Source organism: Sulfuricurvum sp. (assembly GCF_036279695.1).
In the GTDB taxonomy this organism is placed as follows: domain Bacteria; phylum Campylobacterota; class Campylobacteria; order Campylobacterales; family Sulfurimonadaceae; genus Sulfuricurvum.
The window spans coordinates 1-21,043 of sequence record NZ_DASUIQ010000047.1 but is presented as its reverse complement, the minus strand read 5'-3'; the positions used below and the strand labels follow the sequence as shown (position 1 = coordinate 21,043).

At 44.2% G+C, this 21,043-nt stretch carries 22 protein-coding genes, 1 other RNA gene and 1 pseudogene; 18 read left to right on the top strand and 6 right to left on the bottom strand.

From position 1 onward, the window contains the following. The 5 genes and pseudogenes from VFW36_RS04765 to lgt form a co-directional block, all read left to right on the top strand. A pseudogene (locus VFW36_RS04765) lies at positions 1-279 on the top strand (coproporphyrinogen III oxidase); the annotation flags it as partial. Between the two features lie 4 nt (positions 280-283). Continuing rightward, a complete protein-coding gene (locus tag VFW36_RS04760) occupies positions 284-1,561 on the top strand; it encodes a (Fe-S)-binding protein (protein ID WP_329657668.1) in 1,278 nt (425 codons plus the stop codon). Then, positions 1,558-2,055, top strand: a complete 498-nt coding sequence (locus tag VFW36_RS04755) for a HugZ family protein (RefSeq protein WP_329657667.1) — start codon at positions 1,558-1,560, stop codon at positions 2,053-2,055. The genes VFW36_RS04760 and VFW36_RS04755 overlap by 4 nt, the downstream gene beginning before the upstream one ends. Beyond that, the gene (locus tag VFW36_RS04750) at positions 2,048-2,383 is read left to right on the top strand and encodes a DsrE family protein (protein ID WP_329657666.1); all 336 of its coding nucleotides are present in this window, start codon (positions 2,048-2,050) and stop codon (positions 2,381-2,383) included. Before VFW36_RS04755 ends, VFW36_RS04750 begins: the two co-directional genes overlap by 8 nt. Then, complete coding sequence (gene lgt, locus VFW36_RS04745) at positions 2,383-3,198, top strand: prolipoprotein diacylglyceryl transferase (RefSeq protein WP_329657665.1); 816 nt, start codon at positions 2,383-2,385, stop codon at positions 3,196-3,198. Before VFW36_RS04750 ends, lgt begins: the two co-directional genes overlap by 1 nt. A 93-nt stretch (positions 3,199-3,291) precedes the next feature. Here lgt and VFW36_RS04740 read toward each other — a convergent pair whose 3' ends face one another. The 6 genes from VFW36_RS04740 to panB form a co-directional block, all read right to left on the bottom strand. After that, complete coding sequence (locus tag VFW36_RS04740; RefSeq protein WP_329657664.1) at positions 3,292-4,500, bottom strand: ArsS family sensor histidine kinase; 1,209 nt, start codon at positions 4,498-4,500, stop codon at positions 3,292-3,294. Next, a complete protein-coding gene (locus VFW36_RS04735) occupies positions 4,497-5,159 on the bottom strand; it encodes a response regulator transcription factor (protein WP_329657663.1) in 663 nt (220 codons plus the stop codon). The genes VFW36_RS04740 and VFW36_RS04735 overlap by 4 nt, the downstream gene beginning before the upstream one ends. Before the next feature lie 6 nt (positions 5,160-5,165). Then, complete coding sequence (locus tag VFW36_RS04730; RefSeq protein ID WP_329657662.1) at positions 5,166-5,540, bottom strand: hypothetical protein; 375 nt, start codon at positions 5,538-5,540, stop codon at positions 5,166-5,168. An 82-nt stretch (positions 5,541-5,622) separates the two neighbouring features. Continuing rightward, positions 5,623-6,660, bottom strand: coding sequence for an AI-2E family transporter (locus VFW36_RS04725; RefSeq protein ID WP_329657661.1), 1,038 nt, complete (start codon positions 6,658-6,660; stop codon positions 5,623-5,625). A 9-nt stretch (positions 6,661-6,669) separates the two neighbouring features. Then, positions 6,670-7,677, bottom strand: a complete 1,008-nt coding sequence (ruvB, locus tag VFW36_RS04720) for a Holliday junction branch migration DNA helicase RuvB (RefSeq protein ID WP_329657660.1) — start codon at positions 7,675-7,677, stop codon at positions 6,670-6,672. Between the two features lie 177 nt (positions 7,678-7,854). Beyond that, positions 7,855-8,643, bottom strand: a complete 789-nt coding sequence (gene panB / locus VFW36_RS04715) for a 3-methyl-2-oxobutanoate hydroxymethyltransferase (protein ID WP_329657659.1) — start codon at positions 8,641-8,643, stop codon at positions 7,855-7,857. A gap of 133 nt (positions 8,644-8,776) precedes the next feature. On the opposite strand from panB, the gene VFW36_RS04710 reads away from it, so the two are divergent. The 13 genes from VFW36_RS04710 to VFW36_RS04650 form a co-directional block, all read left to right on the top strand. Beyond that, positions 8,777-9,181, top strand: coding sequence for an Hpt domain-containing protein (locus tag VFW36_RS04710; protein WP_329657658.1), 405 nt, complete (start codon positions 8,777-8,779; stop codon positions 9,179-9,181). Beyond that, positions 9,178-9,918: a tryptophan synthase subunit alpha gene (trpA, locus tag VFW36_RS04705; protein WP_329657657.1), complete on the top strand. Its 741-nt coding sequence runs from the start codon at positions 9,178-9,180 to the stop codon at positions 9,916-9,918. The genes VFW36_RS04710 and trpA overlap by 4 nt, the downstream gene beginning before the upstream one ends. 37 nt (positions 9,919-9,955) lie before the next feature. Continuing rightward, positions 9,956-10,326, top strand: a transfer-messenger RNA (tmRNA) gene (gene ssrA, locus VFW36_RS04700). 99 nt (positions 10,327-10,425) lie between these two features. After that, entirely contained in the window at positions 10,426-11,211 is a 786-nt protein-coding gene (locus tag VFW36_RS04695) for an ABC transporter permease (protein WP_329657656.1), read from the top strand. Beyond that, on the top strand, positions 11,208-11,876 hold the full coding sequence (locus VFW36_RS04690; RefSeq protein ID WP_329657655.1) for an ABC transporter ATP-binding protein: 669 nt from the start codon (positions 11,208-11,210) through the stop codon (positions 11,874-11,876). The genes VFW36_RS04695 and VFW36_RS04690 overlap by 4 nt, the downstream gene beginning before the upstream one ends. Then, positions 11,873-12,970, top strand: coding sequence for a capsule biosynthesis protein (locus VFW36_RS04685; RefSeq protein WP_329657654.1), 1,098 nt, complete (start codon positions 11,873-11,875; stop codon positions 12,968-12,970). The genes VFW36_RS04690 and VFW36_RS04685 overlap by 4 nt, the downstream gene beginning before the upstream one ends. After that, a complete protein-coding gene (locus VFW36_RS04680) occupies positions 12,970-14,595 on the top strand; it encodes a polysaccharide biosynthesis/export family protein (protein WP_329657653.1) in 1,626 nt (541 codons plus the stop codon). The genes VFW36_RS04685 and VFW36_RS04680 overlap by 1 nt, the downstream gene beginning before the upstream one ends. Before the next feature lie 22 nt (positions 14,596-14,617). Next, positions 14,618-15,808: a UDP-N-acetylglucosamine 4,6-dehydratase gene (locus VFW36_RS04675; protein WP_329657652.1), complete on the top strand. Its 1,191-nt coding sequence runs from the start codon at positions 14,618-14,620 to the stop codon at positions 15,806-15,808. Between the two features lies 1 nt (position 15,809). Then, positions 15,810-16,946 carry a LegC family aminotransferase gene (locus VFW36_RS04670; protein ID WP_329657651.1) on the top strand — a complete coding sequence of 379 codons (1,137 nt, stop codon included), beginning with the start codon at positions 15,810-15,812 and terminating at the stop codon, positions 16,944-16,946. An 8-nt stretch (positions 16,947-16,954) separates the two neighbouring features. Next, a complete protein-coding gene (gene neuB / locus VFW36_RS04665; protein ID WP_329657650.1) occupies positions 16,955-17,950 on the top strand; it encodes an N-acetylneuraminate synthase in 996 nt (331 codons plus the stop codon). After that, positions 17,947-19,104: a UDP-N-acetylglucosamine 2-epimerase gene (gene neuC, locus VFW36_RS04660; protein ID WP_329657649.1), complete on the top strand. Its 1,158-nt coding sequence runs from the start codon at positions 17,947-17,949 to the stop codon at positions 19,102-19,104. Before neuB ends, neuC begins: the two co-directional genes overlap by 4 nt. Before the next feature lie 147 nt (positions 19,105-19,251). Beyond that, complete coding sequence (locus VFW36_RS04655; RefSeq protein ID WP_329657648.1) at positions 19,252-20,559, top strand: hypothetical protein; 1,308 nt, start codon at positions 19,252-19,254, stop codon at positions 20,557-20,559. Beyond that, positions 20,556-21,043 (top strand): hypothetical protein (locus VFW36_RS04650; protein ID WP_329657647.1); only part of this gene is annotated, 488 nt, incomplete at its 3' end. The genes VFW36_RS04655 and VFW36_RS04650, both read left to right, overlap by 4 nt.

Genomic DNA, 21,043 nt, shown 5'->3' with positions numbered 1-21,043 from the left:
GACCGTATCCGACAATACGTCATTATGGAGTTGATGTCTAATTTCAAACTCGATATAGAGCGTTTTGAACGTCTTTACGGGGTGAAATTTGCAGATTACTTTGCCGATGCGATTGAAGAATTGAAGCCGTTCGAAGCGGACGGATTGCTCACCATAACCCCATCATCTATTGAGTGTTCTCACACGGGAACGTTGTTGATCCGAAATATCGCAATGCCTTTTGATGCTTATATGAAACGTCATGCATCATCGGATAAAGCGTTCAGCAAAACGGTGTAAGCGGATGGAGAAGCGCGAATTATTTCATTTTACCGATACTTCCGATGCGTGTATCAAATGCGGTAAATGTATCCCTGTTTGTACGATTCACAACGTCAATGCCGATGAGGTAACCAGCCCTCGCGGATTTATCGATTTGCTCGGTGCCTATGAACGGGGGCAGTTGGAACTCGATTATAATGCCAAAGCGATTTTTGAGAGCTGTTTTTTATGCACCAACTGTACCGATGTGTGCCCTAAAGCACTGCCTACCGATATGGTGATCGAGCAAGTGCGTGCCGATCTTGCCGATAAATACGGAATCGCATGGTTTAAGCGGGCGTTTTTCTATCTCTTGCGCCACCGCAGCACCATGGATATTTTGTTTAAACTCGGATACGTATTTCAGACGTGCGGATTTAAGATCAAAGCAGAGATCAACTCGATGCAGCCGAGATTTAATCTCCCGATCATCAAAAAAGACCGCCTTTTGCCCTCTATGGGGAAAACCTCGTTTATGAACAGCTATCCTGAGAATATCCCCAATGGCGGACAACGTCGTGTGGCGATCTTCATCGGATGTTTGGCAAACTATAACTATACCGAGATCGGTAAGGGACTTTTAGAGATTTTAGAGGCATTGAACGTCGATGCCTTTATCCCGAAAAAACAGCTGTGCTGTGGGGCACCTGCTTACTTTACGGGGGATTTCGCGACGGTCGATCATAACGCCAAAAAGAACATCGTCTATTTCGAGAGCTTTATCGATGAGGTCGAAGCGATCATCATCCCTGAAGCGACCTGCAGCGCGATGATCAAAATCGATTATGAGCACTTTTTCCACGATCAGCCCGAATGGTTGGCACGTGCCCAAAAACTGAAATCCAAAATTTTTATGGCGACCGAGTGGCTGGAGCAAAAGACGGAGCTTAAAGCGCTGTTGGCATCCAAAGGGCGCAGTGATCTGAGCGTCACCTATCATGATCCGTGCCACGCCCGTAAAATGCAGGGGGTCTATAAAGAGCCGAGAGCCTTGGTAGGGCAAAATTACACCATCACCGAGATGAGCGACCCGAATGCCTGCTGCGGCTTCGGAGGGGTCACGATGCAGACGGAGAATTTCCATTTCGCTCAAGCAGCGGGACGTCCAAAAGCCGCTATGATCGCCAAAACGGGGGCAAAAGTGGTTACCGCCGAGTGCAGTGCGTGCCGTATGCAGATTAATAATTCGATGAATGAGGCGGATGTGGATGTCGTCTTTAAAAATCCGATCGAATTGATCGCCGAGGCGTTGCGCAAATGACCACGATGGAAGTCGAATCGTTTTTAGAGACGTTTCAGACTCTCATAATGGCGTCACTAACTCCCGAAGGTGGGGCACATGCCAGTACTGCTCCCTACGTACGAGTGGGAAATGATTTTTATATCCTGATCAGCACCGTTGCTCAACACGGGCGTAATCTCCTATCAAATCCTAACATCTCTCTCCTCTTTGTCGAAGATGAATCGCAATGCGTTCAGCCCTTTGCCCGCAAACGGGTTACGATTGAAGCAGCCGCATCTGAGATGAGTCGTGAAGAGGATGCCTATAGTAGTGTGATTGAACGCTTTCGTGCTCACTTTGATCCGGAACTGGTCACCTCGTTGACGCAAATGGGTGATTTTCACCTGTTCAAGCTCTCTCCCAAAAGCGGCAGTGTCGTGATGGGATTCGGCAAAGCCTATCGTTTGGACGCACATTTAGAAGTATTAACGCAGATTATGGGTCAACACCAAAGGGGTCACGGCAATGGATAAACTTCTCATCGTATGGAGCAGTGGAGAGATCGAAGTCGCTAAAAAACTGGTATTACTCTATGGAAGCGTGATTTTGCCGCGCGGATATTGGGACGAAGCTCATCTGATGGTATGGGGCCCTTCGGCGAAGCTCTTGGCTGAAAATACGGAATTACAAGAGATGGTTTCTAAAGTGATAGAGAGCGGTGTAAAAGCTTCCGTGTGTGTCGTATGCAGTGACGATTACGGTGTGACCGAACAGCTTCGTTCTTTAGGGATTGAACCGACCCATACGGGAGAGTTTTTGACGCAGGCACTCAAAAGTGACTGGAAAGTGGTGACGTTCTGATGGAATTTTGGAATCATATTTACGAACATTTTAACCCTGTAGCATTTAATCTTTTCTCTATCCCCGTCCATTGGTACGGATTGATGTACGTCCTCGCACTTCTCAGCGCTCTCGTCATCGCGAAATGGATTGTCCAAAAAGATAACATCTCGATCACCAAAGAGCAACTGGATGATTATTTCATCTACGCCGAGATCGGGGTGATCTTGGGAGCGCGATTGGGGTATATCCTCTTTTACGATACCCACACGATGTACTATCTGACGCAACCGTGGCAGATTTTTAATCCGTTTATCGACGGAGTGTTTGTCGGGATTCGGGGGATGAGTTTTCACGGGGCGATACTCGGATTTTTGATCGGTTCGTATCTGTATCATCGCCGCCACGGCATCCCTTTCGGTCGCTTGATGGATTTGGTAGCGGTATCGGTACCTTTGGGATACGTATTCGGGCGGATCGGAAATTTTCTCAATCAAGAGCTCGTCGGACGTGCTACCGATGTGCCGTGGGGGATTTATGTCTATGATACTCTCCGTCACCCCTCACAGCTGTACGAAGCATTTGTCGAGGGGATCGTGGTCTTTGTGATCATCTATGCGTATCGTCACCGTAAAGCGTTCGAGGGCGAGTTAATTTTGCTGTACGGATTTTGTTACGGGATTGGGCGAGGACTCGTTGAGTTTTACCGCGCACCCGATGCGCAAATCGGATACATACTTGGTCAATGGATGACGCTCGGGATGGCGCTGAGTTTTGCGATGGCGGGAGTTTCAGCACTCTTGTGGGTTTATTTTAAGAAACGAAGTAAAATTTAGTAGAAATTATTTTCCCGTCATTCCCGACTTGATCGGGAATCCAGCTTGAATTCTAAAGAGATGGATCCCCGGGTCAAGCCCGAGGATGACGAATTAGGTAAACCGGATACAAAAATGGTGTATCCCCTCTTCGTACTCGTACTGTAGATCAAAGCGGTGCAGATCACAGACCGATTGGGCGATGTAGAGCCCCAATCCTAACCCCCCATCACCCCGTTCGGTGACAAATGCCTGCAACGCCTCTTCAACCGGACGCTTGAGCGGTACTCCGCTGTTTCGGATGCAGATTTTTTTCCCATCACAATCGATACGGATCGGATACGAGGTTGCGTGTCGTAGCGCATTATCGATCAGGTTCTGGAGTGCACTCGTAAAGAGGTCACAATCGACCATAATGCTCTGTGTACAGCCGCTAATCTCAACTGTGTCCTCTTCTATCATCAGATTATCCATTGCATTTAGGATCATTGAATCGAGACTTTTTGGCGTTTTGGTGAGGGAAAAAGCATGCATTTTCTCAATATCCGCCATTTGGTGAATCAGATGCTCCAGTCGTAAGAAGAGTTTGGCAAGTAGGTTTCGGTTAGGACTCGGTTCTTCGAGTTCGACGATGAGTTTCCCTTTGGTAATCGGTGTTTTGAGTTCATGCATAATGTTTCGCAAGAAAAGTTCGCGCGATTTTTTGAGCCGGTTTTGTTTCTCCAGTGCATCATGAAGGGCGTTGGAGATAAGGGCAATTTCATTTTTACCGTTATTGGGTTCATCGACGATCTCTTCACCCTCTCCGTAGCGCTGTATTTGTTCATAAAGATGTTTGAGGGGTTTGAGGTTGCTCCATAAGAGCAAGTACATACTTACCAATCCCCCCAAAAGGGCAAAGAATAAAAACCAGACGAAATAGTAGGTCGTCTCTTCGGCGGTATCCCGATAATACATGACACAGTGTTCGCGTGCCAAGCCGTAGACAAACCCTTCATGATCTTTGTATATAGTGACTTTAATATTCCGTGATTGGAGTTTGGCACGCATCGGCGGAGGTATCGGGATCGGTTCACAATGGGGGGCGATTTTCTCAATCAGTTTAAACCCCGCTTCTTTGAGCTCTTTGTTTTGTTCCACACAGGTTCGGATGGATGACTCTTCAAGGATACGGGAGAGTTCCATCGATCGGTGGGCAAGAAGATGAAATTTTTGCTCTTTTTGCTCATTGAGAGCCGAAACAAAGAGCAACGAGAGGACAATAAGGGCTAGAACAAAGAAAGCATGGAGCTTAAAAAAAACGGAGTGGCGGCGTGAAATCATAGGGTAAACTGATACCCCATACCGCGAATGGAGCGGATGAGGGTAGGGTGTTTAGGATTGGGCTCCACTTTTTGGCGGATTCGGCTGATGAGAACGTCGATACTTCGTTCACTGCTCTCCCATCCTATCGATTCGACGTTGTTGGCGATAAAATCACGGGAGATGATTTGGCGGCGGTGTTTGATCAGCAGTGATAACAGCTCAAATTCGGCGCGAGTGAGGGGGAGAAGTTCCCCCTCTTTGTAGATGCCGTTTTCATCGACGCGAAACATTTCACTGCTCGCTTGGATGGTTTTGCCGTTGATACGGCGTAATAGGCTCTGTATTCGGGCTACCAGTTCTCTGGGCTCATAGGGCTTGGGGAGGTAGTCATCGGCACCCAGTTCGAGGGCGATCACTTTGTCTCCCAAATCACTCCGAGCCGAGGAGATGATGATCGGAATGTCGCTGCGCTCACGAAGCGCTTTGCAGACATCCAATCCATCCATATCGGGAAGAGTTAAGTCGAGTAAAACGAGGTCATACGACTCGATCCCCAGTGACGCGAGTGCCGCTTTGGGATGAGCGTAGCTGATCACCTCCATCTGATAACGACTCAGATACTGTGTTAACAGATCTGAGATTTCGAGGTCATCTTCAATCAGGAGGATTTTGATCATCCGAAATTACTTTTTATTACACTCTTTGCAGCCCATGCCGCCCATTTTACCATCGCCCATTTTCATCCCCTTCATATCCCCTTTTGGGCACATTTTAGGAGCATTGGCTTCGAAAGCTTTGAGTTGTTCAGGGGTAAGTACCGCCATCATTTTTTCGTGTTGTTGGTTATGGAACGCTTTTCCCTCTTCACGAATTTTTTGGATTTGAGCTTTTTGATCATCGCTAAGCCCCAATTTCTCGAATGGTTTAGGGAGTTTAGAGGTATCACACTCACATTTTTTCATCATTCCTTGTCCATTCATCATTCCGCCGTTTTGCATTGGACATGCCATCAACGCTGTTGCACCGAGGATCAGTGCGATACTTAGAATCTTTTTCATAGGGTTTCTCCATTTGGTAAGTTTTAACTCTAACATCATAGAACACTATTGCTAATGTTTGAGTAACCTTGTATTAACAATATTAATGAGAAATCTCTTCGCTTTGAGCTTCGGTGATTTTCATCAATGTCATAAACAGCACTGTGATTGCCGGTCCGATAATCATCCCCCAAAACCCGAATGTCCCAAGCCCCGCGATAATGGCGAAGAAAATGATAAGTTCATTGATCTTCTCTTGCGGTTTGATCAAACGCTGGTTGATGAGTTTGATGATGACAGGCTTGACAAACGTATCGGCGATGACTGAAATGACGATGATCGTATAGAGGGTGATAAAAAGGGCATTTTCCGTGTGTCCTAGCGAGAGTTCAAAAAGGGCAAACGGGAGCCACATAATGACCCCTCCCACGACAGGGATCAGCGAGGCAAAACCGTACATAATTCCAAAGAGTAGACCGTTGTATCCCATATACCCGATGGCTATTCCAAACAGTGCCCCCTCAAATACCGCAGTGGCGAGGATAGAGTAGAAAACAACACTCATCGCCGAGCGCATCTCAAAGATGATGAGGGTGCTCTCTTGTTGAGGGAAATGGGCAGAGCGTTTAAAAAACTCGAAAATATCCCGTCCGTAATAATGGGCAATAAAGTAAAAAATGAGGGTAAAAATAGTTCCGGAGAGAAACGACATCGCAAAGCTTCCGATTTGAGACGCGTAAGCAATAATGTTTTGTGAAAATGCGGTAGGATCAAATTCGGCTAAAGAGGCTTCAATTTTGATTTCGATTTGAGATAAAGCGGGGGGCAAGTGGGTAAGCCAACTTCGAAGTTTTGTCTCCATCGTACTCATCATGGCAGGATCGAGGTTTTGGAGCATGACCGAGAGGTGCACCAAAAAATATCCCAACGGTGCGAAAAACAGGATCCCTAGCAAAAGGGTCGAGAGAGCTGAAGCCCAAAAGCGGCTCTTTGTGAGCTGAAAAAATCCCATCTGAATATGATGCGTAGAGATCGCCAACAGCGAAGCGACAATGATACTCATCCAAAACGGTGCATACAAGATATACATTCCATACGAGACGAGGATAAGTAAAATGGGGGTAAAGTACTCTTTTTTCACATCTATTCCTTATTCAAACAGTCCGCTCTGCGGGATGCCGAATTTGAGAAGTTCATAGGTTTTAGCGGTAGCGACCCGTCCTCGAGCCGTTCGTTCCAGATAACCGTTGGCGAGGAGATAGGGTTCGAGGACATCTTCGATCGTCCCCTCATCTTCGCTGAGTGCGGCGGCGATAGTGCTTAGACCCATCGCGCGCCCTTTGGCTTCCATCAGGAGTTTTAGGAGGCGAATATCCATCTCATCAAACCCGTTGGCGTTGATCCCCAGCTGATCGAGGGCGTAGCGGGAACGTTCATGTAAAATAGTATTTTCATTGGCAACGTCGGCAAAATCCCGAACTCGTTTTAAGAGACGTAATGCGATACGGGGGGTTCCTCGGGAGCGCTTGGCGATTTCGTGGGCGGCATTTTTGTCGATACTTTTGCCCAGTTTTGTGGCGGCTTGGGTGATGATACTGCACAGCTCATCGGGAGAATAAAATTGCATCCGAAAATTCATCCCGAAACGATCACGCAAAGGGTTTGAGAGCATCCCCGCACGGGTGGTTGCTCCGATGAGGGTGAAGCGGGGGAGATCGATTTTGACCGTCTGCGCCGCAGGACCGCTCCCGATGATAATATCGAGACGGAAATCCTCCATCGAAGGGTAGAGGATCTCTTCGACCGCTGGAGAGAGACGATGGATTTCGTCGATGAAGAGGATGTCGCCTTCTTCGAGATTGGTGAGGATGGCGGCGAGATCACCGCTTTTTTCGATCATCGGAGCGGCGGTGACTTTGATGTTGCTCCCCATTTCGTTGGCGATGATGAGGGCTAATGTCGTTTTCCCTAAACCGGGAGGGCCGTAAAAGAGGACATGATCGAGGGCTTCACGCCGCTTGGAACTCGCTTCGATGAAGACCCCCAGATTTTTTTTGATCTGTTCTTGCCCGATATAATCATCCCATGCACTTGGACGTAATGAGGTTTCGCTAACCTCTTCGGCATTAAATTTTTCGATTTCGACTATGCGTTCCATAAATTTTAATATCTTCCTGTCATTGAAGGATTTGAATCAGAGTTATTCATACATTTTTGATAGTTTTCTGTATCTGTAAACATACATGGACTTCCTCTATATGGCTGGTCATATAAATATGGTTTCATTTTACTTGAACATCCTTCTAATAACAACAGAATGAATAAGAATAAAATTTTAATAGATATAGTTTTCATTTGGGAACTCCCCATTCTCGACTTCATCCGCATATGTTTTTGCCGCTTCTTTGACAATGGCTGCACCGTTTAGGTATTGTTTGACGAACTTCGGGACAAACGGCTCATAGAGTCCCAGCATATCGGAAAATACGAGTACCTGACCGTCCACTCCGTTACCCGCACCGATTCCGATCACGGGGATGGAGACGCTTTGCGCAACGCGGGTTGCGACATCGGCTTTAACCCCTTCGATCACAAGGATAAACGCTCCGGCTTCTTGTATCGCTTGCGCATCGCTAATAAGTTGCAGGGCTTCGTGTTCCGTTTTTCCTTTGACTTTGTAGCCTCCCTCCGCGCGAAAGGCTTGAGGAAGGAGTCCGATGTGCCCGCATACCGCTATTCCATTGGAAGTGAGATGGCGTACCAGATGGGCTTTATCGGCACCACCCTCGATTTTTACCGCATCGGAAGGGGTTTCGCGATAGACACGGATCGCATTTTCCAGAGCCGTTTTTTCATCACAATAGGTACCAAACGGCATATCGGTGATGACAAATGTCTCCGGAGCACCTTTGCAGACGGCTTGCGTATGGTAGATCATCTGATCCATAGTGGAACTCAGTGTATCGCTGTTACCGCCGAAACTCATATTGAGGCTGTCTCCGACGAGGAGGATGTCGGAACTCTCGCTCAAAAGACGGGCAAAAAGGGCATCATACGCCGTGATCATTACGAGCTTACGAACCCCTTTGCATTTTTGAATGGAGCCGATAGTGAGTTTTTTCATACTATAAATATCCCATAGTTATTTAAAGTAGATAGTTTACCCAAAAATTGAGTTGCATTGCTATTCTATGGCAATTAAGAGGGGATATTAAACAAAAGATGGTTATAATTTTTCATCACAGGAGAAGATCGCAATGGGTATACGAAGCGTTTTAGAAGCTAATTTCGACTTTGAAATCATTGACGAATTCTTAGATCATTACGCAATGATGAGCGAGATTATGGAAGGTCTCATGGTCGATTTAGGAAATCCGGATCGTTATCATCGAAGTATCGAAGAGCTATTTCGTATTTTCCATAACATCAAATCGGCTTCGGGATATTTGCAGATCGAACCGATGATGCGTTTAGCCGCTTTTACCGAAGATGCGCTTGAACAATTACGAACGCGTGACAAAGTCGTCAATGAAGAGACGATTACGTGGCTGATCAGTGTTGCCGATATGTTTCAGCAGTGGCAAGAAGATTTGAAAATGGATAATGATTTGACAAAAGTCCATTTTTCCCTTTTAATTTTACCCGATATGGAGAAAGCGTGAAGCAACTCGTAGCTTATATTACCGCAGGATACCCTGATAAAAATTTTACCGTCGATTTGGCATTGGCACTCGGCGAAAACGGTGTCGATACTCTTGAACTCGGCGTTCCATTTTCCGATCCTGTAGCTGATGGTCCCGTTATCGAAGCGGCAAACCACCGCGCCCTCGAAGCAGGGTTCCGTTTCGCTGACTTGCTAGATATTTCCGCTGCCGTTGCCCCGAAAATCGATACGTTATGGATGGGGTATTTCAACCCGTTTTACCAATACGGGATGGAAGCGTTGCTTGATAAAGCCGCGAGCATTGGCGTAAACGGTTTGATTATCCCCGATGTACCGTATGAGGAAGCAAAAACGTATCACGGTTTGTTTGAGAGTCGAGGTTTGGCGAATATCACTTTCGTTGCTCCGACGGATGGCGAAGAGCGTATCGCGCTCATCACGGCACAAGCACGCAAATTTATCTACCTTGTCGCCTATGCAGGGATCACGGGGAGCGGCAAAGCTGAAGATTTAGCTCCCGTACTAGAGATGATCAAACGCCAAACCCAGACACCGGTGTATGTCGGTTTCGGGGTGAACGAAAAAACGGCGCGTGAAAAAGTGCAGGGGGCGGACGGTGTCATCGTCGGTTCGGCGATTGTCAACGTTTTGTTGGATGATACTATTTCAGCAACCCAAAAAATTGCTAAATGCTGCGAGATAACCCGCACCATCAAATCTCTTATTAACGAATAGCAGATTATAATACGCTTCTAACTTCGGTTATCTACGTGGGGGCGACATGGCTTCGACTGGATCAAGAAGGTTTAGGTTGCATTGCCGGACTGAGCAGCTCCGTTATACGGCTCACAATTGCTTAAACGCAAACAACACTAATTACCGTCCTGCTTACGCTGTAGCGTAAGTTTAACTTAACTTAGGACTGCGCTACCTCTCTATGCTATCACCGAGAGGGTTTGGCGTATAACCACTGCGATAGCTATACTCTCGGAATGCCTCGGACGGGAATGAATTTAGAGGATAGTGGGCTGTAGCCTTGCACGTTGTGTGAAAGTTCACGAGATTTAAACAACGTTACTAAGCATGTAGACGCCTTTACTTCCTTGGTTTAGGACTCCGGTTCAATCCCGGACGCCTCCACCAAAAAATCCTGTTTTATTTATTTTCTTCTTATGTTATTGAAACTTAAACGTTGTCGAGTATAATATGTAAACAATTATTTACTATAGTAGGTTTAAGCAGTTGAATACATCCCCATTACAGATTTTTCGTAGTGTTATTTTTGCCCTTTTTTTGCGTGAATTAAAAACTCGTTTTGGAGAGAGCCGTTTAGGATATGCTTGGATCGTTTTAGAACCTATGCTGCATATTGTGATGTTACTCGTCATCTTTTCGGTCTTTAGTAATCAGATGATGCCTCAGGTCCCTTTTTCCCTTTTTCTAATTACTGGACTTATCCCTTTTTTCCTTTTTAAACATATCGCTATGGCACTGATGGGGAGTATTCCCGCAAATTTGGCTCTTTTTTCCTATAAACCCGTGAAACCTTTTAGTGTTTATATCACAAGAACAATTTTAGAAGTATTAATTTATGGGGCGATCTTCGGACTTATTTTAGTAGTGTTCTGGTGGTTTTCGCTGGTTCCTTTTTCGATAGCATTTCCGTTAGAACTCATTGGGACAACAGTACTAATTATACTATTTAGTGTTTCTATAGGGATCGCTTTGAGCGTACTGGTTCATAAGTTTGAGAGTTTAAGAATGTTAGTTAATATTGCATTTACCCTTTTGTACTTTTTGTCGGGAATCATGTATCCGCTTTGGGTTATCCCCTCCGAGTATTTACGTTATTTGCAGTACAATCCTCTCTTGCATTTGATTGAAATGTTCCGAGAATCTTTTTTTAGTTATTATCCCCAAGTTGAGGGGATTTCGCTTACACTCCCTTTTTGGACGATCCTGGTTATGGGATATATCGGGATGTGGTTTTACACAAAACGAGAATCATTACTGCGGAGTTCGACATGATCGTACTCGAAAACTTGACCAAATCGTACCCGCTTACTCATGGTCGTCACTATGTTTTTAGAGACCTCTCTTTTACCTTTCCTGAGAGAAATAGTATCGCGATTTTGGGACCTAACGGCTCCGGTAAATCAACCCTAATGCGGATTTTGGGCGGTATCGATACTCCCGATAGCGGACGGGTAATCACCGATAAAACGATCTCATGGCCGGTAGGGTTGTCGGGAGGATTTCAGGGATCACTCTCGGCACGGGACAATGTAAAATTTGTCTGTCGTGTATACGGCTATAGCGGTGAAGCGTTGCGTGAGAAAGTAGCGTATGTCGAAGAGTTTGCCGAGATAGGTAAATATTTCGATCAACCGATCAAAAATTATTCATCGGGTATGCGTTCTCGGGTTACTTTCGGTCTCAGTATGGCGTTTGATTTTGATTATTATCTGATTGATGAGGCGGGTGCTGTCGGTGATCCGCAGTTTAAAATCAAATCACAAGCGATCTACGATGAAAAGCGGAAGCAGTCTAATGTGATCTTGGTTACCCATAACATGAGTGAAGTGAGAGAACTATGTCAACACGTTATTGTCGTAAAAGAGGGGAAAGCCGTCGTTTATGAAGATATCGAAGAGGGAATTGCCGTATATCAGAACAAAAGGGAAATGAGTTGATTGATTGGATGAAAAACAAAGCCGGCTTTTTGAGTTTGGTCATACTTCCGATGAGTGCAGTGCTCATCTATTATACTTTTATTGCCGCCGATCGTTATGTCAGTGAAACCGTTGTAACGGTAAAGAAAGCAGATAGTTCTATTGCATCGGCAGTGGGTGGATTGGCGATGTTAGCAGGTGTTTCACCTTCATCTAGAGAAGACACCCTTTATTTACGAGCATATATCCATTCACTCGATATGCTAAAAAAACTGGATGAAAAGTTGGCAGTACGAAAAGCATATGAATCACAAACGCGAGACCCCTTTTTCCGTTTGTATAGCTGGATGAGCCAAGAGTGGTATCTCTGGTATTACCGTAATCGTGTGGAAGTGGTTTATGACGATATGACCGGACTGTTACGTATCCGTAGTGAAGCGTTTACACCTATACAAGCACGCTCTATTAACAGTGCGATTTTGAGTGAGTCTGAACGTTTTGTCAATGAGCTGTCGCATAAAATGTCACGTGAACAGATGATATTTGCCGAAGAAGAGCTGAAAAAAGCAAAAGGGCGCTATGCGATCTCAAAAGGAGCTCTGCTCGCTTTTCAAAATAAGTATGGTGTATTTGATCCGATGGCTCAAGCGGAGGCTAAAGCAACTCTTTCAGAAGAACTCGACGCGACGATTACTAAAAAAGAGGCAGAACTGGGTGCAATGCTCTCCTATCTCCAAGAGAGCGCTCCGCAAGTGGTTGCACTCCGTGCGGAAATAACAGCATTGAAAACTCAATCCGTAAAAGAAAAATCACGTGTGGTATCGAATAAGAATGGCGAAAAGCTAAATGATCTTGTCGCACGTTATCAGGATTTGGTGATCGAGGCAGGGTTTGCAGAAGATGCCTATAAAATCGCCCTTGCATCCGTAGAAAAGACTCGTATCGAAGCGAGTCAAAAGATCAAACAACTTGCAGTGATTCAATCACCGATTGAACCGGAAATTGCTGAGTATCCTAAACGAATTTATAATTTGATTACGATTTTTATCGGATTATTGTTATTGTTCGGGATTTCACGTCTTGTCAAAGCCACTATAGAGGATCATAAATACTAATGAAACGATTAATTACTTCCATAGCTTTAGTATCGAGTTTTACACTGCTGTCTGCTCTTGATGTATCATCCATTGTTACTAACGATCAAAATAATACCGTTGGTTTGGTTCAATCTCCCAAAGGGATATTTGGTGAGCATCTTTTTAATGGAGGGTTTACTCAATCGTCTCAGCACATCTATAACCCTGATTATCGCTTGGCTATCGGTGATGTCGTTACGGTAAAGATGTGGGGTGCATTTGAATATGAACAGCCGCATACCATCGATTCGCAAGGGAATATTTTTCTTCCTCGCATAGGGGTTGTAAAGCTTCTCGGTCTCCGAAACGGTGATTTGGTCTCTACCATAACGGATAACGTCAAAAAAGTCTTCAGAAACAATGTCTACGTCTATGCGGATATGGGTGCTTATCAAAATGTTTCGGTTTTTGTGACCGGAAATGTTAAAAAACCGGGGCTATATCAGGGGCTAAGTTCTGATTCTCTGGTGCAATATCTCGACAAAGCATCGGGGATAAACACCGAATACGGCAGTTTTCGCCGTATCACTGTACTGCGAGATAGCAAACCGTATAAAAAAATTGACCTTTATGATTTTATGCTCAACGGTCAAATGGAGATGTTCGCATTCCGTAGCGGCGATGTGATTTTAGTTGATAGTGTCGGTTCTTATGTGAGTGCAACGGGTGAAGTACAGCGCCCCTTCCGCTTTGAATCCAAAGAGCCTACGATAACGGTAGCAGAGCTTGCACATCTGAGTGGTATCAAGCCTACCGCAACGAATGCCATTGTCAAAAGCTATAAGAGCAACAATCATTTAAATGTTAAATCCTACCCCATTAACGAGTTTGATAAAGTGACCCTAAGTTCAGGTGACAGTGTTGAATTTATGCCGGATTATTCGGTATCGATGGTTCAGGTCACTATCGAAGGAGAACATGAGGGGTTGCATACACTCGTAGTACCCAAAGGGACAACTCTCAAAAAACTTCGTGATATGATCAGTTTTAATAGTGAATCGAATGCCAATGCGATACAGATTTATCGTAAAAGCGTTGCCGAAATGCAAAAAAAGCTGATTGATGCACAATTAAAAGAGTTAGAGACCATAGCTCTTACTACGCCATCGATTTCAACGCAAGAATCATCGATGCGATCTCAGGAAGCACAATCTATTTTGCAGTTTATTGAACGGGCAAAAAAAGTTGAACCGCGAGGTCAGATTGTTATCAGTGATGAATCGGCACTTGATAATATCGTCCTCCAAGAGGGTGACACCATCAATATCCCGACAAAAAACAATATCGTCGTAGTGCAGGGTGAAGTGGCACTGCCGGGAGCATTTACCTACATAGATGGGCATGTGCTTGATGATTATATCGATATGGCGGGAGATGTGAGCGAGCGTGCTAATACGGAACGAATTTTGGTTATCCGAGCGAACGGCAAAGCGGAAAAATACGATGCGTCACTTTTTGCGATGAATGCTAAACCTTCTATTGAAAAAGGGGATGCTATTTTAGTATTGCCAAAAGCTGAGGGACGAAGTTTGATGACGACTGGTGTTATTACCCAAATCCTCTATCAGATCGCGATTGCAGCCAAAGTGGTGTTGAATATATAAACCAAGAAGGGTTATCAGTTTTATGTATAATTTTTTGAATTTGATCGGACGCAATAAAGCTCTTTTCAGCGAAGATATTATGGCAAACGAAAAGGAACTTTTACGTATCGTTTCGATGTCTACATTCTTAGTTATCGGGGGGGCTGGTTCGATTGGTCAAGCTGTTACCAAAGAGATTTTTAAGCGCAAGCCGAGAAAACTCCATATAGTCGATATTTCTGAAAACAATATGGTCGAACTTGTACGAGATATCCGCAGCTCTTTCGGTTATATTGATGGTGATTTTCAGACCTTTGCTTTAGATATTGGCTCAGCAGAATATGATGCTTTTATCAAAGCAGATGGAAAATATGATTATGTTTTAAATCTTTCGGCATTGAAGCATGTACGAAGCGAAAAAGACCCTTTTACTCTAATGCGAATGATTGAAACAAATATTTTTAACACGGATAAAACGTTACAGCAGTCCATAGACAATAGTACAAAAAAATATTTTTGTGTTTCAACGGACAAAGCTGCCAATCCGGTCAATATGATGGGTGCAAGCAAGAGGATTATGGAGATGTTTGTGATGCGACGATCAAAACAGATCAATGTCTCTATGGCACGTTTTGCTAACGTCGCTTTTAGTGATGGCTCGCTTTTGCATGGGTTTAATCAGCGATTGGAAAAACAGCAACCTATCGTAGCTCCAAACGATATTAAAAGATATTTCGTAACTCCGCAAGAATCGGGAGAACTTTGTCTGATGTCGTGTATATTTGGAGAAAACAGAGACATCTTTTTTCCAAAACTGAGCGAAAATTTACATTTAATTACGTTCGCAGATATAGCAGTGAAATACCTAAAAGAAAAAGGGTATGAACCATACATGTGCAAAGATGAAGATGAAGCAAGAGAATTGACTAAGACTTTGCCTGAAATGGGGAAATGGCCGTGTCTTTTTACGGCGAGTGATACAACGGGTGAAAAAGATTTTGAAGAGTTTTTTACCGATGCGGAAACGCTTGATATGGAACGCTTTAAAAATCTGGGTGTCATCAAAAACGAAGTGCACTTTGACGAAGAAAAGTTAAATCATTTTGAAAAAACAATGAAAATGTTTAAAAGTAAATTGTCATGGACAAAAGATGATATTGTCCAAGAATTTTTTAGAATGATTCCCGATTTTGCCCATAAAGAGACGGGTAAATATCTTGATGGGAAAATGTAGTATGCAAAATATTGTTGATTTTATCCAACAAACATTTAGCACACAAGAATTTATACCGCTCCATGAACCACGATTTATCGGGAATGAAAAAAAATATCTCAATGATTGCATTGACTCGACTTTTGTTTCTAGTGTCGGAAAATATGTAGATACCTTTGAAAAAGAGTTTGCAAAAACGGTTGGCAGTAAGTATGCTATAGCAACGGTAAACGGTACGGCGGCTCTTCATATCTCTTTGATCTTAGCAGGTGTCAAACGAGATGACGAAGTGATCACGCAGCCGCTTACTTTTATCGCTACCTGCAATGCTATCAGCTACTGCGGTGCAAAGCCCATATTTATCGATGTGGATTTAGACACTATGGGTCTTAGCCCCACGTCACTAGAACTATTTTTGAAAAAGAACTGTGAGATTAAAGACGGTAAGTGTATCAATAAAACCACCGATAGAGTTATCAAAGCCTGTGTTCCAATGCATACCTTTGGTCACCCCTGCAAAATAGATGAGATACACGCTATTTGCCACGATTGGAATATAGAACTTGTAGAAGATGCGGCCGAATCACTTGGAAGCTACTACAAACATAAACATACCGGTACTTTTGGTATCGTGGGCGCATTTTCGTTCAATGGCAACAAGATCATCACCAGTGGCGGTGGCGGTGTTATTGTTACTGACGATGAAACGTTGGCTGCGCGTGCCAAACACATTACCACTACTGCAAAAATTCCTCACAAATGGGAATATGTCCATGATGAAATCGGTTACAACTATCGGCTTCCAAATCTTAATGCGGCACTTCTCTGTGCTCAGCTAGAACAGCTTCAACCTTTTTTAGACAATAAAAGAGCCTTAGCAACCGAATATAAAACGTTTTTTGAATCTCAAAATATTCGATTTATAGAAGAGCCGCAGGAGAGCCGATCTAACTATTGGCTTCATGCTATTCTTTTGGATGATTTGAATCAGCGTAATGCATTTTTAGACTACACAAACAGCAATGGGGTGATGACACGACCGATTTGGGCATTGATGAATAAATTGGAAATGTTTAAAACGTGTCAGAGTGATGAGCTAGTCAATGCGTGTTTTTTAGAAGAGCGTGTTGTTAATATTCCCAGTAGTGTTCGACTATGAAACCGCAAATGAGTATTTTCATCATCGCCGAAGCAGGTGTCAATCATAACGGGTCTTTGGAGATTGCCAAAGCGCTGATCGATGTTGCCGCGCAATCGGGTGCCGACGCGGTGAAATTTCAAACCTTCAAAGCCGATAAACTGGTCTCCAAAACAGCGCAAAAAGCCTCTTATCAAAAACAAACGACCGATGCGGATGAATCCCAATACGCCATGATCAAAAAACTGGAGCTGGACGAGAGGGCACACCATGAACTCATCGACTATTGCGCGCAAAAAAACATCCTTTTTCTCTCTACCCCATTTGACCATGAGAGTATCGATTTATTAGCCGATCTGGGGATGGAGATTTTCAAAATCCCCAGCGGTGAGATCACAAACCTCCCCTACCTCCGCCATATCGGATCGCTACAAAAAGAGGTGATCCTCTCTACCGGAATGGCAACCCTCGATGAGATTGATGCGGCACTCCATGTCTTGAACACGGCAGGAACGGCAAAAGAGCGCATCACCGTATTACACGCAACAACCGAATATCCTTGCCCGATGGATGAGGTCAATCTGCGTGCGATGCAGACCATACGGGATACCTTTGATATACGGGTAGGATATTCCGATCATACTCGCGGTATCGAGATCCCGATAGCCGCTGCCGCCATGGGAGCCAGCGTGATCGAGAAACATTTTACCCTTGATAGAGAGATGGAAGGGCCGGATCATAAAGCGAGTTTGGAACCCGATGAACTGATCGCGATGGTTCGCTCTATCCGAAACATCGAAAAAGCATTGGGTGATGGTATCAAGCGCCCCTCGCCGAGCGAGCTCAAAAACATCCCCATCGCTCGAAAAAGCATTGTCGCTTCCCGTGCGATTGCCGAGGGGGAGCGTTTGAGTGAGGAGAACATCACCATCAAACGTCCCGGCAACGGAATCAGCCCGATGCGTTATGATGAGATTATCGGCGCTGTCGCATCCAAAAATTACGACGAAGATGAGGCGATATGAGAAAAATATGCGTCATTACCGGAACCCGCGCGGAATACGGTCTGCTCTACTATCTGATGAGCGCAATCGAAGCCGATCCTGAACTGGAACTTCAGATTATCGCTACAGGGATGCATCTGAGCCCCGAATTCGGACTCACCTACAAAGAGATCGAAAAAGATTTTACGATCACCAAAAAGATCGAAATGCTCCTCTCCAGCGACACTCCGGTGGGGATTTCCAAATCGATGGGACTGGCTCAAATCTCGTTTGCAGAGTCTTTTGAAGAGCTCAAACCCGATCTTGTCGTTGTCCTTGGGGATCGGTACGAGATATTCAGTGCCGCGAGTGCTGCGATGATCGCACGTATCCCTATCGCTCATCTGCACGGAGGGGAAACAACAGAGGGGGCGTTCGATGAATCGATCCGCCATAGCATCACCAAAATGGCGCATCTGCATTTTACCGCCGCCGAAGAATACCGTGATCGGGTCATTCAACTCGGAGAGCATCCCGATAGAGTCTTTAATGTCGGAGGGATGGGGATCGATGCGATCAAAAGGATCACCCTCTTGGAGAAATCCGAATTGGAGAAGAATATCAACTTTACCTTCGGAACCAAAAATCTCCTCGTTACTTTTCACCCTGTTACCTTGGAAAGCCATACGGCAGCCGAGCAGTTTCAAGCACTGTTAAATGCGCTGGATACCCTCGAAGATACCCATATCATCTTTACCAAAGCCAACAGCGATACGGACGGGCGGATAATCAACGCAATGATCGATACCTACGTCTCACATAACACTAAAGCCGTCGTATTCGCCTCCATGGGACAGCTTCGTTATTTGAGTGCGTTACAGTTTGTCGATGCGGTGGTCGGAAATAGCTCCAGCGGTCTGCTCGAAGTACCGAGCTTTCATATCGGTACGATCAATATCGGTGATCGTCAAAAGGGGCGGCTAAAAGCCCTCAATGTAATCGACTGTGAACCGACACAAGAAGCGATCTGTGAAAGTTTAGAAAAACTCTATACCCCTGAATTTCAACAGCAACTATCCACAGTCAAAAACCCTTACGGCGAGGGGGGAGCGGTTGAGAAAATCATACACATCCTCAAAAACACCCCTTTGGCTGATTTGCTCAAAAAATCGTTTTATGATATAGGACTCCGATGAAATTGATAGCGCATAAGTGATGGACATTGGGGCTAAAGAGGTGTTGAATATTTCAGTGATATAATATGAATTAAAGATAAAAGTATGGAATAAAATTTCATTTTTCGAGATAAAAGTGGTGTTGGATATTTAAAATTTAGGATAAGCATGAATGTAAATAAAAAAATAGACGAAAAGGCTAATGTTAACAAGGTTCTCATTGTAGGTCATTCTTTATCTAGATATGAATCTGTTGAGATGCTTTTAAATTTGAGTGGCGTAAAAAGTGCAAAACCCTCAAAACGAGAGAAAATGCTTCCTTCTCAGATAACTGCGACACTTCTAAAAGCCCATCAGGGTTGTTTGGCAGAGGAGATGGGACAAATTTCAGTGAGTCCGGTTTGGAATGAGCTGGCATTGGACCTTCTGTTGGGCAATATTGACCAAGACTCTTGGTGTTGGGCAGATAGTGAAGCAATATCATTGCTTGACTACTGGAAAGAGATGGATAAGCAGCTCGCATTTGCTCTAGTATATAATAGTCCGGCAGAGGCGATTGTACGTGCGGCTGAAGCCAATAAATATATTACCGCTTCTGAAATGAATCATATCCTTGGTGAATGGACTAGATATAATCAAGCTTTGCTCCGATTTTATTATCGTAATTCAGAAATCTCTACTCTTGCACATGTTAAAGAGATTGAGCAAAATTCTAAAACCTATATAGAGTTACAAAAGGGAATTGGAGTTCCTGTTAGCACATCAGATGTTTGTGTGCCACCAATAAAAGAAGAGAGTTCTGATAGTATAGAGAGCAAGGAGATTTACAATTATTTTGCACATAACATCGTTCAAGAATATTCCGAAGCAGTAAGCCTCTATCAGGAACTTCAAGCAGTAGCTAACCTTTATCATGATGATCAATTTCAACCTGTTAGTTCTATTTATGACGTATTTTGCAGTGTATTAACGATACAAAATTCTAAAGAACAAAGTGCAAAAGTACAAGCACTCGAAGAGGAAAACGAATTTCTTCTTACCCAATTGCACGCCGTGCAGGAGGAACTGGAACGATACTACCTCGAAAATCAGCAACTTAAAGTAATAAAACCGACGCAACAACCCAAACGTCTCTATGGAGCAGCAGAACGAGTCAAGCAACAGCTAAGCTACCGTTTGGGTATGCGAATGATTGAAAGTTCCCGATCACTCATAGGGATGATTACAATGCCTTTTAGTTTGATGGCAGTAGCCTCTGAATATCACAAAGAAATGAAATATCGTGGAGATGAAAAACTTCCCCCTATCCACACATATACCGACGCCTATGAAGCCGAAAAAGTAAAAAAACATCTCTCATATATGTTGGGACAGAGCATGATTGAAACGTTGAAAAAGCCGCTTGGAGTTCTTCTGCTTCCATGGACTTTAATGAAAACAGTTTTGGTGTTCAAGCTGCAAAAGGATAAAAAATGAGTCACAGTACGTCATTGAACACTACACTCGATTATCTCAATCTTTTTCATCCTTGTCATGGGGTACTGGTCGTAGGTTCAGGGAACGGCAGTTTGGTTGATCTTATTGCTTCATGGAATGTGGAAGATGTTGTATTGGCTGAAGCAGACGAAAAACAAAATGAGCGGATGAAAAAATTCCATACTATTCCAAAGGCATGGAAGCTGATTAACGCGCTAGTCTATAAAGATCAAATGGATTGCGAGTATTATCGTACCAGTAATCCCGCAGTCGATAGTATCGAACATCCTGAAAAGCTTGGCAATGTATGGCCAAACTTGCATATCGATAGTGTAGAACACCGTGAGAGTATCAGTATTCCTACACTTTTATTGCAAGCCGAAGTCAAAAATATCAATTGGCTCATTATTGATTGTACTCCCGCACTCAAACTGCTCCAAGAAGCAGTGTCTACGCTCCATCGGTGTGACGTGGTAGTAGCCAG

Excerpts from the sequence above, each read along its gene's own strand:
- VFW36_RS04670 (WP_329657651.1), top strand. The coding sequence starts at position 15,810 with ATGCAAAATATTGTTGATTTTATCCAACAAACATTTAGCACACAAGAA.
- ruvB (WP_329657660.1), bottom strand. The coding sequence starts at position 7,677 with ATGGAACGCATAGTCGAAATCGAAAAATTTAATGCCGAAGAGGTTAGC.
- VFW36_RS04655 (WP_329657648.1), top strand. The coding sequence starts at position 19,252 with ATGAATGTAAATAAAAAAATAGACGAAAAGGCTAATGTTAACAAGGTT.
- VFW36_RS04710 (WP_329657658.1), top strand. The coding sequence starts at position 8,777 with ATGGGTATACGAAGCGTTTTAGAAGCTAATTTCGACTTTGAAATCATT.
- panB (WP_329657659.1), bottom strand. The coding sequence starts at position 8,643 with ATGAAAAAACTCACTATCGGCTCCATTCAAAAATGCAAAGGGGTTCGT.
- VFW36_RS04680 (WP_329657653.1), top strand. The coding sequence starts at position 12,970 with ATGAAACGATTAATTACTTCCATAGCTTTAGTATCGAGTTTTACACTG.
- VFW36_RS04675 (WP_329657652.1), top strand. The coding sequence starts at position 14,618 with ATGTATAATTTTTTGAATTTGATCGGACGCAATAAAGCTCTTTTCAGC.
- VFW36_RS04750 (WP_329657666.1), top strand. The coding sequence starts at position 2,048 with ATGGATAAACTTCTCATCGTATGGAGCAGTGGAGAGATCGAAGTCGCT.
- VFW36_RS04740 (WP_329657664.1), bottom strand. The coding sequence starts at position 4,500 with ATGATTTCACGCCGCCACTCCGTTTTTTTTAAGCTCCATGCTTTCTTT.
- neuB (WP_329657650.1), top strand. The coding sequence starts at position 16,955 with ATGAGTATTTTCATCATCGCCGAAGCAGGTGTCAATCATAACGGGTCT.
- VFW36_RS04755 (WP_329657667.1), top strand. The coding sequence starts at position 1,558 with ATGACCACGATGGAAGTCGAATCGTTTTTAGAGACGTTTCAGACTCTC.
- VFW36_RS04760 (WP_329657668.1), top strand. The coding sequence starts at position 284 with ATGGAGAAGCGCGAATTATTTCATTTTACCGATACTTCCGATGCGTGT.
- VFW36_RS04690 (WP_329657655.1), top strand. The coding sequence starts at position 11,208 with ATGATCGTACTCGAAAACTTGACCAAATCGTACCCGCTTACTCATGGT.
- lgt (WP_329657665.1), top strand. The coding sequence starts at position 2,383 with ATGGAATTTTGGAATCATATTTACGAACATTTTAACCCTGTAGCATTT.
- VFW36_RS04730 (WP_329657662.1), bottom strand. The coding sequence starts at position 5,540 with ATGAAAAAGATTCTAAGTATCGCACTGATCCTCGGTGCAACAGCGTTG.
- VFW36_RS04735 (WP_329657663.1), bottom strand. The coding sequence starts at position 5,159 with ATGATCAAAATCCTCCTGATTGAAGATGACCTCGAAATCTCAGATCTG.
- neuC (WP_329657649.1), top strand. The coding sequence starts at position 17,947 with ATGAGAAAAATATGCGTCATTACCGGAACCCGCGCGGAATACGGTCTG.